Raw genomic sequence first — 13,010 nt, 5'->3', positions numbered from 1 at the left:
GCTGCTCAGCACCCGCATGGCCGAACTCGCAGACCGGGGCCAACTCACCGTCGCCCAGGCTTCGACGGTCAAGTTGGCTATAGTCCAGAAGGGCAAGTGGATCTGCAACCCGGCACGTGACCTGCTCGGCGGCAACTAGCTCCTACTGGAAAACCATGTCAGCCGCCACATGGCCGATATGGAAGTCGTCTCTACCCAGAGAGCACCGAATCCATGCGGGCACTCATCGTGGGCCCTGACTTTACCGGCATCCCCGCCTTCAAGTAACTCGCCCCATCGGATACATCGCATCGCGGCAGCAAGACCGTGACGAAAACTCGCGTGAAAACGAACAAAGGAAAGCAACAACATGGCTGAGGCATTTCTCGTTGGCGGCGCCCGCACGCCCGGGGGCCGCTGCGGCGGCTCCCTCTTCTGCACGCCGGACGACCTCGCTGCACTCACGGTCCGCGCCGCCGTCGAAGACGCCGGCATTGACCCGGCCACCGTGGAGGAAGTGATCCTCGGCATCGCCTAGGGCGCCGGCGAGGAGAACTGCAACGTGGCACGTGTGGCCAAGTTGCTCGACGGCTACCCCGGACAGTGCGCCCGGCACACTGATAACCGGCTCTGCGTCTCGGGCCCGTCAGCCATCATAATGGCGAGCCACAGAATCAAGGTCAGCGCCGCGGACATCGTCGTCGCCGGCGGGTGGAATTGATAAGCCGTGCCCCGTGGGTGATGGAGAAGCCGGGCAAGACGTTCGCGAAGCCCGCCGCCGTGTTCGACACGTCCGTCGGCTGGCGTCAGACATTTATTAAAAGGGCTAACTTTGGCCAGAGTCTTCAGGGTGGGATGCAAAACAAAATGGTGCTGTTCAACATCGCCGACTGCTGTCCGTCGGATCCCCCGATGTCCTTACAAGCGGGCTGACGGATTGAGCTCGAAGGGCATGATTTTTCGAAGAAGGCTCACATGAGGTTGACCAGTGCAACGTAGCTCAGCGTCCCCAGGCCGACGCTTAGAAGCGTTCGCCGCCCGCCAAGAAAGTGTGCGGCAGTAGTCACGGCAACCCCGAGCAACGCAGGCAGCAAGTGCCCGGGATCCGCGACGGCCTCGCCGCGCAGGGTGGATGCGGCCAGAATGACGAGGATGCCTGCCGGCAACCAGAGCGCCAATTTCCGGACTAAGGCTGATTTACGAAGCGGCCGCAGGGCCGCGAATGGCAATGCCCGGAGCGCGAGCGTGATAGTGAAGACGAACACCAGAACGGCGATGATGTAGCAGGTATCAGGCATTGTGGGCTCCATTCCGACGCGCCAGCGTGTAGCGCCCAATCAGCAGCGCGACGAATGTCAACAGTCCGGCGAACGGGGCAACGTCAGGCACCGTTGCAGCTGCCGCAATGAAAGCCGCAGCCCCCAACATGAGCGAGGGAAGCTGCTGACTCAACATCACGGCGTCGAGCGTCAACGTGACGAAGAGCGCGCACAGGGCAAACTCAAGCCCTTCGATGCGGGCTGGCAGCAACGAGGCGATGGCGATTCCCGCGAGTCCGCCACCCACCCAGTAGGCCTGGAACGCCAATTGCAGGCTGATCAGTCGGCGGCCGGTCCACGTCCCTTTTGACGCTGCCGTGACGGCATAAGCCTCATCGATCATTGCGTAGACGGAGTACGCCTTGGCCCAACGCGATTTCACCACGTGCATAGGGAACGAAAAGCTGTAGAAGACGTGCCGAAAGTTGACCAAAAGTGTTGTCAACGCGATCGTGCCCAGCGGGGTCATCTCCTTCATCATCCCGACGAGCAACATTTCGAGGGAACCCGCGAAGCCCGCCAAGGACAGTGCGGGGGCTACCCACCATGGCAGGCCAGATTGGACAACAAGAAGCCCGAAGGCGATTCCGAGCGGAAACATACCCAAGCCGGCCGCGAAGGAATCCTTGAGGCCTGATCGAATCTCGTCGATAGGTCGGGCGGCGAGTGGGGCGATGAGAAGAGATGAAGTTTGTAGAGGTTTGTTCACGTCTTCAATGCTCCCTGAGTGGCCAAGCCATGCGATTGCCAATATTGCACAAATTAGCGGTCTTCATGCAATATTTATTTATGGATAAGATTGATCGTGCAATAATTGCCGAACTACTGCGGGATGGGCGTATTTCCAATGTCGATCTTGCGGACAAAGTGAACCTCACCCCGGGGCCATGCCTTCGGCGTGTGCAACGGCTCGAGGAGTCCGGGACCATACTCGGATACCGGGCCGTCGTCGACCCCGCAGCACTCGGCCGGACGTTCGAAGTCATCCTCGATGTCGACCTGAACGCTTTCGACCGCCACAGCGTCTACGGCTTCGAGGACGCCATGGCGAACTTCGACGAGGTGACCGAAATCCACCGAATGTTCGGTTCCCCCGACTACTTCATCAGAATCGCCGTCAACGACCTTGCAGCCTATGAAGAGTTCCTCAGCGAACACATCCTGACCTTGCCGGGAATCCAGAAAGTCGCCTCGCGTTTCACCATGAAAACAGTCAAATCCCCGACCTGACGGCGTAAGCGGATGTCTCCTAGGCTAGTTAGTTCGAAGAATTCAACGTCCAGCAACAGCATCGCGAGCCTACTAACTCAAGGTTATTGGCAATTACGGGGGCACATCGTTCACGGCAGCCGCACCGACGCAGCAGAATGTGGAGCAACAGCGCACGTACGTAGCGCTCAGCCCGGCCTTTGCCTCCGATATCCAGTATGCAGGGGCCACTGCACGCGAAACGTTACTGCCGGACACGAAACCCCCGTTTAGGGAACCAAATCTCTGGTCAAGCCGGCCGCGCTCGGAGGCCTGCCTGACCAGTCGGGGCATTCCCTCAATCGCCTGCTCGGCGCTGAGAGATCTGACCTAAACTTCCCTTCTAACCATGCTGAGATTTGCCCACGGCCGGAGCCTACTTCCTCGCCGTAGGCGGTGGCAGCACAGGCCAGGATCACCCGGAGATCGGCGTACTGTTTGACGAACTTCGCCGTTTTTCCGCCGCGTACGCCTGCCATGTCCAGCCAGACCAGAACTCTTCCAGTGGTACAACCTCGGATTCCAAGTCATCGAGTTTGGCCCGGAGCCCGCGGCAACGACAACGGTAGACGCCACCGAAGCCTACGGCCAGTGATTCGATGCCCTCGGCGCCGACGCCCTACTCGTCCGTCCCGATTTCTATATCTACGGCGTCGCCCAGACTGACGGCATTTCCGAGCTGGTAAGGGACTTTGGCTCCGATCTGGGCGCACGCGTCGAACTTGTGGAATCCTCCTGCCTAAGCGCTGCCAAGCGATGACACCCCGTTAGGTCTTCGGCAGCACATTGGCGCTGCCAGAGATCCGCCACACTATCGAGGAGTCCCTTGCCCGCTACTGCAGAGCAATGGACAACCAGGACCCGGAAGCAGCCGCAGCCCCGCTCGTAGACGCCGAGCTGCACTTCAAGAACAACCCGGCAGTAAGCGGCAGCAGCGATATCACCTCGTTCTTCGCCTCCATCTTTCCCCACCCGCCCCGCACCCGTCACCTCGTCACCAACCTGACCCTGGAACCGGGCACGCACTCCATCGAATACAACGCGATCTATCAACGCTGGTCCGTGGCCGACCCCGCGGCCCTGTTTGTGAAGCGATCGGCCGCTACACCGGCCACTTCACACACACATCAAACAACCTCATCTGGTCAGATCACCGAGTCAAAACGAACTAAATACCAAGGCACAATAACGTGCCACCACTTCCCCAAGGACCCACCATCACGGCAACCCATGCGGACCGCTCCACCCGGCCTTACCTATCGAACGCTGTGGTAGTCATCCTCTGCATGCTCGTCACGGTCATGGAAGGCTACACCTGATTGTCTTCGGCGCAGTCGTACCCCTCCTGCTTCAGGGGCCCGGCCTCGGCATTGAACGAACAGACGACCAGCATCGTCGGCGGCGTTGTCTACCTCGGCGTACTGGCGGGTGTCATGCTGGGCGCCCTGTCGCGCCGCTTTGACCACGACATTGGTCATGCCGACCCGTCTCAACGCCTGGTATGGGGCACGCTCTATGAGGAAATATGCCGCGCACTGGCCATCGGCCTCCCACGCGCATCCAGATACGCAGCAATGGCCCTGACCGACATCGGCCGGCACCGGCATGAGCTGACAGGCATAGCCTTTGCCTCTGATCCGGACCGTTCCGGACCGCCAATCAATATCATCATCTGTCAGCTCTGCGACTTCACGGGCCCGCAGACCCAAGCGAACCAGTAGCAGCAGTGGCGCGCCGCCAAGGTGGTCGCACTGCCAGTCAGAGGACGCCCAGGTTTCCGTATTTCCGTCCGCGGGCTGCCAACAGTTCGGGAATGGGGACGCCCGCCACAGACGCGAGCTCGTATTCGATCGCATGTGCCATCCGGGTGCAGAACTCGCGGGGTTCTCGTGCGGCGTCGTCGCGTTCGTCCACGATGTGGTCCACCAGGCCGTTGGCGTAGAGGGATGCCACGTTCACGCCCTGTGCCTGCGCCATGTCAGGGGCGAAGACTGTGGTGCGATGAACGATTGCGCTTGCACCCTCGGGCGGCAGCGGCGAAAGCCAGCTGTGCTGCGCCGCGATGGTGCGGTCCGCCGGCAGCAGCGCCAACGCCCCTCCCCCGCTACCCTGGCCCAACAGGACCGAGACCGACGGTGATTCGAGTCCGATCAGGTCATACAGCGACCGTGCAATCTCGCCGGCCAGTCCGCCTTCCTCCGCCTCCTGCGACAGTGCGGCGCCGGCGGTATCAATGACCGTGAGCAGTGGCAGACGTAGTTCCTCGGCGAGCTTCATCCCGCGCCGGGCTTCCCGGAGGGAGCCTGGACCCATGCCGGGTGCGTCCTTCCGCAGTGGGCGCGAGTGGCCCAGGACGATGCAGGATTGGGTGCCGAACCGGGCCAAGGCGAGCAGCAGCCCGGGATCCTTCTCCCCCTGCCCGGTTCCGTTTAGGGGCAGCGTGTCGGTGACACCGTACTTGAGGAGCTGGCGGAGGTCCGGCCGCCGCGGCTGGCGGGAGATTCCGATGGAGGTCCAGGCGTCGACCTCGGCGGGGCTGACGGACAGGGTGGACGGGGCGGCTGGCACTGAGACGGTGTACCGGCAGGGCATGAGGATGCCCAGTGCCCGGTCCACCAGGTCAGCCAGGTGGGCTGGGTCCACCACGCCATCGATCAGTCCTTTGTTGAAGAGGTTCTCCGTGACCTGCACGTTGTCCGGGAACGGTTCGCTGTGGAGCGCTTCGTACACGCGGGGGCCAAGGAATCCTAACAAAGCGCCCGGTTCGGCAACGTTGATGTGCCCCAGGGATCCCCAGGATGCCATGACGCCCCCTGTGGTGGGGTGACGAAGATAGACAAGGTAGGGAAGCCCGGCCTTCCGGTGGGCCCGTACAGCGCCGGTGATCTTCACCATGGACAGGAACGCGAGCGTCCCTTCCTGCATCCGCGTTCCTCCTGAGGCGGGGCCGGCCAGCAGCGGCAGTCCCTCCGCGGTAGCACGCTCGACGGCGGCAACAATCCTTTGGGCCGCCGCATGGCCGATTGACCCGGCCAGGAAAGAGAAGTCGCTGACAATCAGGGCCACCCGTCGGCCGCGGATGAGCCCCGCGCCGGTGATCACGGACTCGTCGACGCGGCTGCGCTCACGCGCCGTGGCCAGGTCGCGGGCGTACTCCGAGGATGTCACCGGCTGCTCGGGCTCTGTGTCCCATGAGACAAACGAACCCTGGTCCACCACCGCGTTCAGCAGTTCGGCGGCAGTCAGGTGCCGCACCTTTTCTGTCGTCGCCATGGCTATTTCACCCCGGGCGCTGCGGCCAGGCCCAGCCATTCCCGGATCGCCGGCCCGTCTTCATCGAGTAACGGTGGCGCGTCGTGTTTGGTCAGGGTGGTCTCCGCGGTGTCGCCGGGTGCGAAGAACCGCAGTGGCGGGCCGGGCAGGCTGACCTTGCCGAGCAGGGGGTGGTCAACGTCCACCACGAGGCCTTGGGAGGCAACCTGCTCCCAGGCGTACACCTCGTCCAGTGAGCGGACCTTCCCGGCCGGGATCCCGGCGTCGTTCAATTTCTGCAGCAGTTCGGACGCGCCGTAGTCGGCAAAGACGCGTTCGACGGCGGCAATCACCCCGGCCCGGTTCCGCACTCTTTCGGCGTTGCTGGCAAAGCCGGGCGCGGCGGGGTCCAGGCCTAAGGCGGCGGCGAAAGAGGCCCAAAGCTTTTCGCTGCCCACGCTGATCTGGACGCTGCCGTCGCGGCATGCGAACAGGCCATAGGGGGTAATGGACGGATGGTGGTTTCCCTGGGCCTGAGGCACTTCGCCGGCTACGGTGGTGCGCGTTCCCTGGAAGGCGTGCACGCCGATCAGCGATGCCAGCAGCGACGTGCGCACCACCTGGCCGCGTCCGGTCCGCTCCCGCTCCACCAGCGCTGCGAGCACGCCGAACGCACCGTTCATACCGGCCAGCAGGTCCGCGATAGGCACGCCCACACGCTGCGGGTCGTCCGGCCCGGAACCGGTCAGCGACATGAGCCCGGCCTCGCCCTGGAGGATCTGGTCATAGCCGCTGCGCTGGGACTCCGGCCCATCGTGCCCGAAGCCGGTGATGGACAGGATCACCAGCCGCGGGTTGAGTTCGTGCATGGCGGCGGTGGAGAAACCCAGCCTGTCCATCACGCCGGGACGGAAGTTTTCGATCACGACGTCGGCGCGCTCCAGCAGCCCGCGGAGCACCGCCTGGCCGTCCCCGCTCTTCAGGTCCAGTGTGATGGACTCCTTGTTGCGGTTGCAGGACATGAAGTAAGTGGACTGCAGGTCGTCCTCGGGGCCCACGAAGGGCGGCCCCCAGCCGCGGGTGTCATCACCGGTTCCGGGGTTTTCCACCTTGATGACGCGGGCACCAAGGTCAGCCAGCATCATGCCGGCGTGCGGTCCGGCCAGGGCCCGGCTGAGGTCGATGACCGTGTGGCCCGCCAGCGGGCCTAGTGGGTTGTCGGTTCTGTTCATTCCGCGGCACCTTTGCCGATGAGCAGGCTAGAGGGCCGGCCTGACGCAGGGACTGTGACAGACGGCAGGATGAGCTGGACCCTCACCGCAGTGCTCCCTGGATCTCGCGGGCGGCGGCGTGGCGGGCTTCGTTGCCAACGATGGTGTTGCGCAGCGTGCCGATTTTCTCGACCTCAACTTCGACGGTGTCCCCGGGCTGGAGGAGCCACTGGGGGGTGCGTGCGTAGCCAACGCCGGAGGGCGTTCCGGTGGCGAGCAGGTCACCGGGGCGAAGGGTGAAGGTTTTGGAGATGTGCGCCAGAGTTTCACTTACGGTGTAGACCATCTCGGTGGTGTTCCCGTCCTGCACGGTCTCGCCGTTGACTCGGGTCTGGACCCGCAGGCCGTCGCGCAGGTCGCCGACCTCAGCAGCGGGGACCATGGGTCCGACCGGACCGGAAAGATCGGCGTTCTTGCCCAGGATCCACTGTGAGGTGAGTTTTTGGGCCCGGCGGGCGGTGAGGTCGTTGAAGACCGAATAGCCGACAACAGCGTCGAGTGCTTCCTCCGGTGAGGCGTCCACGAGGGTGTCACCGACCCAGGCGACGATCTCGCCTTCCCAGTCCAGACCATCTTCCCCGGATGGGACAGGAACCGCGGCACCGTCCACGGTGAGGGACTGGGTCCACCGCGCGAACAGGGTCGGGTGTTCGGGAAGTTCCTGGTCCTTGAAGGAGCCTTCGGCGACGTGTTTGAGGTAGTTCAGGCCAATGCAGATCACGCGGGCGCCGGGCAGCACCGGCGGGACGAACTCCACACCGGCGGCGGGCAGGGTTTCCCCGGATGCCTCTGCTCCAAGGTGCCGGGCCGGTGCGGCCCAGAACTGCTCCAGCCCGGCCAGCACGGAGACGGTCTGCCCGTCCTCGGAGAGTGCGGCGACCTCTACGGGTCCAGCATTGCGGCGGATACCGACGATTTTCATGGGTCTTCCCTTCACGCTTCGACAGCCACTGTCAAAAAGAGCTAAAACGTTCGCACCTTTTGTGCTTCAATAGGAGCATGACACAGATCTCCGGCGCCGTACAGCCCGCCGTTCAGCATTCCGGGACACCTCATAATGCTGCGGCTGCAGGATTAAATCTGGCCGCGCCCCGTTCGCGGGCTGAACATCTGGCTGCCGCCCTGGAAGAGCGGATCCGTGCCCAGGGTCTTGAGCCGGGAACCCTCGTGGGGACTCTGCCGTCGCTGCGGGAAGAGACCGGTTATGCCCGCGCGACGGTCAGTGAAGCGGTCCGGCTTCTGCGGGAGCGAGGGGTGCTGGAGATCCGTCCAGGCCGGACCGGCGGCCTGTTCGTCGCCGAAACCAGCCCTGTGGTCCGGTTGCGCCACACGCTCCTGACGGTCGGGGAACAGCCTTCTGCCGTGATGGATGCTATTGAACTGCGGGACCACCTCGAAGAACTGATTGACGTCGGGGCTGCCCGATGCCGCACCGACGAGGACCTCTCGGAGCTGCGCCGTCTCGTGGCCAGCATGGAATCCTCCGCGGGCTGGGACGGGTTCATGCGGGCGAACTGGGCGCTGCACGAGAGGATAGCCTCGATCTGCCCGAACGCGATGGCGCGGGCGGTATACATCGGCACGCTTGGGCATCTGTCGTCGTCGGCTTCATCACGCTTCGATGAGGATGAAGCCGCGGCGGCGGCCTACAGGGCTGACCGTCTGCGGGTGCACGCCGAACTCGTGGAAGCGATCGCCAGTGGCGACATCGCCACTGTCCGGCAGGCCGTCACCAACCACAACCACTGACCCGATTACCCGAGCACGAAGGAGTGCGCCCATGAGCACAGCAGAATTCCGCCAGTATCTTTTCCCGCAAGGCCATCCCCGCATCGAGGATGTGAAGGGCCTCGATGCGTACGCCTACCGCCAGGAGGCCCGGACGGAGGGGACCTTTACCGGTGAGCTGGTTAAGGGGTGGACACCTCTCTACCTGAATGAATTCCGTGGAGTCACGGAAGATGGCCTCCTGCGGGAGGGCCTTTACCCTTTCGCACCGGCATTGCCGGGCGAGGAGGCCCCGGTTGCCGCCATGGTCGAGGCAGCCGAGGCTCTGCTGGCCACGCTTTCCGCTGAGGACCGGGACAAGCTCACCTACCCGGTGGATGCCGTGGAGTGGCAAACCTGGGCCAACCCCGAATTCATGCAGTTCGATACAGGCCTCAGGCTCGAGTGCCAGCCCCGGGACGTCCGTGAAAAAGCTCTGGCGCTTGTAAAGGCGTCCCTAAGCCCGGAAGGCTATGAGCTCGCACACGGCATGATGCTGATCAACGGTTTCCTGGGAGAAGTCGTGGGACTCCAAAGTGTCCTGAACGAGTTCAGCTACAACTTCGCCCTGTACGGGACACCCCACCAGAGCGCACCGTGGGGCTGGCAGTTGTACGGGCACCACTGCGCAGTGAACTGCCTTGTCGTTGATGGACGCATGTCCCTCAGCCCGGTCTTCTTCGGAGCAGAGCCCAACGAGATCGACGAAGGACCCCACGCCGGTACTGCCGCCTTCGGAGACCGGATCCAGCTTGGCACCAACCTCATGGCCGCGCTGCCCGCCGACCAACAGGCCGCCGCGACGGTCTACCAGCAGATGGTCGACCCGGCCATGCCGGAGGGACGTGTTCACCCCGGAGACGAAAGGCACCTTGCCGGCGCGTTCCAGGACAACCGGGTCATCCCCTTTGAAGGGATCCGGGTGGCGGACATGCCCGCCGAAGCACAACAAATCGCGCTTTCAATCGTCGAAAAATTCGTCCTCCCCTTGCCGGAAGGTCCCCGTGCGGCACGGATGCGCGAGGTCAAAGAGCACCTGGAGGAAACCTGGTTCTCCTGGATCGGCGGGCACAAGCCCGGCGATGTCTTCTACTACCGGATCCAGTCCCCCGTTGTCATTGCCGAACTTGACCATCACTGCGGAGTGTTCCTCGACTACCGCACGCCCAAACAATTCCATGTCCACACTGTTCTGCGGACCCCACACGGCAACGACTATGGCCGGTCCTGGGTCCGTCAATGGCAGGCAGCACATTCGGAGGTAGCCCGATGAGCATTCAACCCGCCGAAGCCAGACACCATATCGCAAATCTCCTGCACACGTACGTCGCCATCGCAGACCGCAAGGACGTAGACGCCGTGGTGGACATGCTGGGAAACAGCCACGTCCAGTTTCCCACTGCCACGTCCACGAATCCGGCAGGGGCACGTGAACTGTTCACACGATTGTGGAGCAGCCCCGACGGGCACCGGCACGACGTGAGCAACCTGATCGTCAACCCCGGACCTGAGGAGGGCCAGTGGCGTGCCTCTGCCCATTACACGCGATGGCTACTTACGGGCGGCACTCCACTTGTGCACACCCTTGGCCAGTACGAGCTCCTGGTGAACAGCGGGGATTGGTCCCTTCGGCACTTGACCGTCAGCCGCATCTGGACGGCCGGAACCTAAGAGGCAATGATGTTCCGGTGATGAAGCCGTGACGACCCTTTCCCGTGTCAGTCTGGTCCTGGACGCCCTCGCCGAAAGCCGGGGGCGTCTTAGCCTGTCTGAACTCGCTGCCCGCACAGGCCTTCCCCGATCGTCCGTGCACCGGACCATCCAGGACCTGGAGGACGAGCTTTACGTTGTCCGCACACCAGGCCGCCCCGGGTACGCCCTGGGCCCGGGCGTGCTGAAATTCGGCATGGCCGGCCATCTTCACCTGCTAAGCGCCAACCGCGGTCAGCTTGTCGCCCTGGCGCGGGCGACAAACGAGAACGCCGAGTTGGCCATCTTCAGTGGCCGCGAAGTTGTCATCGTCGACCAGGTAGCCTCCCCTGAGCGCCTCAAGGGTGTCACCAAGGTCGGCAGGAGCTTCTCACTACACGCCAGCTGCGTCGGCAAGGCCCTGCTGGCGGCGCTTCCACCGGCCCGGGCCGAGGACCTCCTCCCCCAGGAACTCGAACGATTCACGGACACCACCGTCATCAACAGGCTGGAGCTTCAGGACGAAGTGCAACTCGTTCGACGCGTCGGCGTGGCCGTGGACATTGAAGAACATGATCTGGGCATCTGTGCCCTCGCCACAGCAATGACCGGTCCAACCGGTGCACTGCAGGCCATCGCTGTCGTTATGCCGACAAGCCGCTTCGCCGCCAAAAGCCCCGCAGCCCTGGAGGCCCTGAAGGAGCTCAATCCGGTCATTGACCTCCCGGGTGCCAGGGAGCATTTGGAGCGCAAGAAGCGGGCCGGACTCGGTTGAGTCCGGCCCGCCTATTTGTGGCGGTTGTTGTGGACTTTTTTACCAGGGCCGCGGGATACTCATGCCCCGGTTTTCTGCGACGTAGAGCGGCGGCAGGATCCGTGAGAGGAACGTGAGCTGGTCGTAGGCGTGCTGGAGGGGGTTGGGCCCGAGCGCCTCGTGGACTTTGGCGGTGACTTGGTCAGGGGACATTCCGGTTCCGGGGAGGTCGTAGCCGAGCAGGATGTGGCTGCGTAACACCAGACCCCATTCGGTGTCCCTGCCGCTATGCAGCAGACGCCCGCCCAGCACCGAGCCGTCCTCTCGGCGCGGGGCGTCATGGCCGAACCCCATGTGCCCGGTAATCACCGTGGAAATGGCGCCGCTTTCACGCGCGGCCGAGCAGGCGGAGCGGTGAAGAACTCGGTCGGCTCCGGTAACTCTATCACATCTCGCCGGTGCATGCGTGCATATCAGTCTGTGCGGCGACGTGCAGGACACCGGAGTCAAGACGGCGGAAGCCTGTTTCGAGGGTCATCGGTGCGGGATCCAGCAGCCGGACGGCCCCCGGAACCAGCAGCCCTCCAGTACGTGCAGGGTTCAGTGGGGGTGTGCTGTAACAGTGTCATGCGGGAACCTCCGAAGGGAAAAGCGGCTCGCCATGGCGGCCCTGCGGGTGACGGAACGAAGCGTGAGTATTTTTCCGGTCAGCCACGTATAGGCCCGCCACCGCGACCAGGCACACAGCGGCAGCCGTCGCGAAGGTGCTAAAGGCATTGAACGATCCACCGGTGGCGATCGCGATCCCGCCTAGGGTCGAGCCGAGGAAGGCGCCGATGAAGGAGGTGCCGTTTGACCAGCCCAGAGCGGTTGCCCTGGGCGAGAGCGGGTAGATGTCGGAGGTAGCGGTGTGCACAGGGTTCATTGTCGAGGGCCCGCCGATGCCCATAAGCCCCCAGGCAACAGCCACCAGTGCCGAGAAGGGCAGGGCCAGGATGCCCACGAGCCCCAGAAGGTGCATGCTCCGGTGCGAACGGCCGCGAGGGAAGCCCCGTTACCCAGCGGTCGGCGATCCAGGCGGTCGCGAAGGAGCCGATTACAGCTGCCCCGGTTAAGACAAAGCTGAACAGCAGGGCTGCCTGCAGGTTCAGCCGAAGCCCGATCATGGCTTCGTCAACCCATGAGTTCAGGCCCTACCAGGCGACCATGTTCGCGATAGCACATCCAGCAAGGATCAGCGCCATCACTGCCCAGCGGCCCGAGAAGACGGCCCCAGCTTATGCCGGGTTGTCCAAGCACGGCCCGGCCACTTCGTCTTCAGTGGTGACCGGGAACTTCGTCAGAAGGACGGCAACCAGGATCGCGAGGGTACGGGCAATACCGATGAAGAACATCGGACGCCATCCGGAGGCCGGCAGCATAGGAACGGCGATCAGAGGCGCAACAACGCCGCCGAGTGGAATCCCGGCCATGGTGATGGTGACGACGAGGGATCCCCGACTCGCGGGAGCGTTGTTCCGTGCCACGGTCATGGCTGTTGTCAACGCTGCTCCGACGCCAAGACCGGCCACGAAGCGGCCCGGGCACCATGACGAGGCCGCCCGGGGAGAGCCCAGTCAGCGCGGCGGCTGAGGCGAACAGGGTCTCCAACTGGGCCGCACCTCCTTCGACGGCGTTCCATGGCGTTACTGGGGGACCAGTGTGTGAGCTGAACAACATAGCTGCCCTGAA

The 13,010-nt window shown here is 63.7% G+C and carries 17 protein-coding genes and 2 pseudogenes; 9 read left to right on the top strand and 10 right to left on the bottom strand.

Annotated elements, in window-relative coordinates:
- The first annotated feature begins 16 nt into the window (after positions 1-16).
- Together VXJ37_RS06980 and VXJ37_RS06975 are read left to right on the top strand one after the other, a co-directional pair.
- Positions 17-139, top strand: coding sequence for a hypothetical protein (locus VXJ37_RS06980; protein ID WP_331322321.1), 123 nt, complete (start codon positions 17-19; stop codon positions 137-139).
- A gap of 210 nt (positions 140-349) precedes the next feature.
- A pseudogene (locus VXJ37_RS06975) lies at positions 350-786 on the top strand (3-oxoadipyl-CoA thiolase); the annotation flags it as partial.
- Between the two features lie 164 nt (positions 787-950).
- Here the strand turns inward: VXJ37_RS06975 and VXJ37_RS06970 are convergent.
- Positions 951-1,277 carry a branched-chain amino acid transporter permease gene (locus VXJ37_RS06970; RefSeq protein ID WP_331322320.1) on the bottom strand — a complete coding sequence of 109 codons (327 nt, stop codon included), beginning with the start codon at positions 1,275-1,277 and terminating at the stop codon, positions 951-953.
- Positions 1,270-2,007, bottom strand: coding sequence for an AzlC family ABC transporter permease (locus VXJ37_RS06965; RefSeq protein ID WP_331322319.1), 738 nt, complete (start codon positions 2,005-2,007; stop codon positions 1,270-1,272). Before VXJ37_RS06965 ends, VXJ37_RS06970 begins: the two co-directional genes overlap by 8 nt.
- Before the next feature lie 80 nt (positions 2,008-2,087).
- Here VXJ37_RS06965 and VXJ37_RS06960 point away from each other — a divergent pair, with 80 nt between their 5' ends.
- Complete coding sequence (locus VXJ37_RS06960) at positions 2,088-2,528, top strand: Lrp/AsnC family transcriptional regulator (RefSeq protein WP_331322318.1); 441 nt, start codon at positions 2,088-2,090, stop codon at positions 2,526-2,528.
- 383 nt (positions 2,529-2,911) lie between these two features.
- Here the strand turns inward: VXJ37_RS06960 and VXJ37_RS06955 are convergent.
- A pseudogene (locus VXJ37_RS06955) lies at positions 2,912-3,061 on the bottom strand (3-methyl-2-oxobutanoate hydroxymethyltransferase); the annotation flags it as partial.
- A gap of 331 nt (positions 3,062-3,392) precedes the next feature.
- Between VXJ37_RS06955 and VXJ37_RS06950 the strand changes: the two are divergent.
- Together VXJ37_RS06950 and VXJ37_RS06945 are read left to right on the top strand one after the other, a co-directional pair.
- On the top strand, positions 3,393-3,821 hold the full coding sequence (locus tag VXJ37_RS06950; protein ID WP_331322317.1) for a nuclear transport factor 2 family protein: 429 nt from the start codon (positions 3,393-3,395) through the stop codon (positions 3,819-3,821).
- Positions 3,822-3,916: 95 nt separating this feature from the next.
- Positions 3,917-4,267, top strand: a complete 351-nt coding sequence (locus VXJ37_RS06945) for a hypothetical protein (protein WP_331322316.1) — start codon at positions 3,917-3,919, stop codon at positions 4,265-4,267.
- Between the two features lie 37 nt (positions 4,268-4,304).
- Here VXJ37_RS06945 and VXJ37_RS06940 read toward each other — a convergent pair whose 3' ends face one another.
- From VXJ37_RS06940 to VXJ37_RS06930, 3 genes are all read right to left on the bottom strand, one after another.
- Positions 4,305-5,819, bottom strand: a complete 1,515-nt coding sequence (locus VXJ37_RS06940; protein ID WP_331322315.1) for a carboxyl transferase domain-containing protein — start codon at positions 5,817-5,819, stop codon at positions 4,305-4,307.
- Between the two features lie 2 nt (positions 5,820-5,821).
- On the bottom strand, positions 5,822-7,030 hold the full coding sequence (locus VXJ37_RS06935) for a CaiB/BaiF CoA transferase family protein (protein ID WP_331322314.1): 1,209 nt from the start codon (positions 7,028-7,030) through the stop codon (positions 5,822-5,824).
- Positions 7,031-7,112: 82 nt separating this feature from the next.
- Entirely contained in the window at positions 7,113-7,991 is an 879-nt protein-coding gene (locus tag VXJ37_RS06930; protein ID WP_331322313.1) for a fumarylacetoacetate hydrolase family protein, read from the bottom strand.
- Between the two features lie 77 nt (positions 7,992-8,068).
- Between VXJ37_RS06930 and VXJ37_RS06925 the strand changes: the two genes are divergently transcribed.
- Genes VXJ37_RS06925 through VXJ37_RS06910 form a run of 4 tightly spaced genes read left to right on the top strand, consistent with a single transcriptional unit; the run spans position 8,069 to position 11,300 of the window.
- Positions 8,069-8,818: a FadR/GntR family transcriptional regulator gene (locus tag VXJ37_RS06925; RefSeq protein WP_331322312.1), complete on the top strand. Its 750-nt coding sequence runs from the start codon at positions 8,069-8,071 to the stop codon at positions 8,816-8,818.
- A gap of 31 nt (positions 8,819-8,849) precedes the next feature.
- Positions 8,850-10,109 carry a DUF3500 domain-containing protein gene (locus VXJ37_RS06920; protein ID WP_331322311.1) on the top strand — a complete coding sequence of 420 codons (1,260 nt, stop codon included), beginning with the start codon at positions 8,850-8,852 and terminating at the stop codon, positions 10,107-10,109.
- Entirely contained in the window at positions 10,106-10,507 is a 402-nt protein-coding gene (locus VXJ37_RS06915; protein ID WP_331322310.1) for a nuclear transport factor 2 family protein, read from the top strand. The genes VXJ37_RS06920 and VXJ37_RS06915 overlap by 4 nt, the downstream gene beginning before the upstream one ends.
- Positions 10,508-10,535: 28 nt before the next feature.
- Positions 10,536-11,300, top strand: a complete 765-nt coding sequence (locus VXJ37_RS06910; RefSeq protein ID WP_331322309.1) for an IclR family transcriptional regulator — start codon at positions 10,536-10,538, stop codon at positions 11,298-11,300.
- Positions 11,301-11,339: 39 nt separating this feature from the next.
- On the opposite strand, the gene VXJ37_RS06905 is transcribed toward VXJ37_RS06910, so the two are convergent.
- The 4 genes from VXJ37_RS06905 to VXJ37_RS06895 all read right to left on the bottom strand — a co-directional run bounded on the left by VXJ37_RS06905 (position 11,340) and on the right by VXJ37_RS06895 (position 12,895).
- Complete coding sequence (locus VXJ37_RS06905) at positions 11,340-11,648, bottom strand: hypothetical protein (RefSeq protein ID WP_331322308.1); 309 nt, start codon at positions 11,646-11,648, stop codon at positions 11,340-11,342.
- A 76-nt stretch (positions 11,649-11,724) separates the two neighbouring features.
- The gene (locus VXJ37_RS21120; protein WP_369605606.1) at positions 11,725-11,832 is read right to left on the bottom strand and encodes a DAPG hydrolase family protein; all 108 of its coding nucleotides are present in this window, start codon (positions 11,830-11,832) and stop codon (positions 11,725-11,727) included.
- A gap of 72 nt (positions 11,833-11,904) precedes the next feature.
- Positions 11,905-12,300 (bottom strand): MFS transporter, encoded by a 396-nt coding sequence (locus VXJ37_RS06900; protein ID WP_331322307.1) that lies wholly within the window; start codon positions 12,298-12,300, stop codon positions 11,905-11,907.
- Positions 12,301-12,556: 256 nt separating this feature from the next.
- Positions 12,557-12,895 carry an MFS transporter gene (locus VXJ37_RS06895; protein ID WP_331322488.1) on the bottom strand — a complete coding sequence of 113 codons (339 nt, stop codon included), beginning with the start codon at positions 12,893-12,895 and terminating at the stop codon, positions 12,557-12,559.
- Positions 12,896-13,010: the final 115 nt, after the last annotated feature.

Origin of the sequence: Pseudarthrobacter phenanthrenivorans, from assembly GCF_036455295.1 — a bacterium.
GTDB lineage: Bacteria > Actinomycetota > Actinomycetes > Actinomycetales > Micrococcaceae > Arthrobacter > Arthrobacter phenanthrenivorans_C.
The sequence above is the reverse complement of the archived record's forward strand: the minus strand, read 5'-3'. Positions and strand labels throughout refer to the sequence as shown.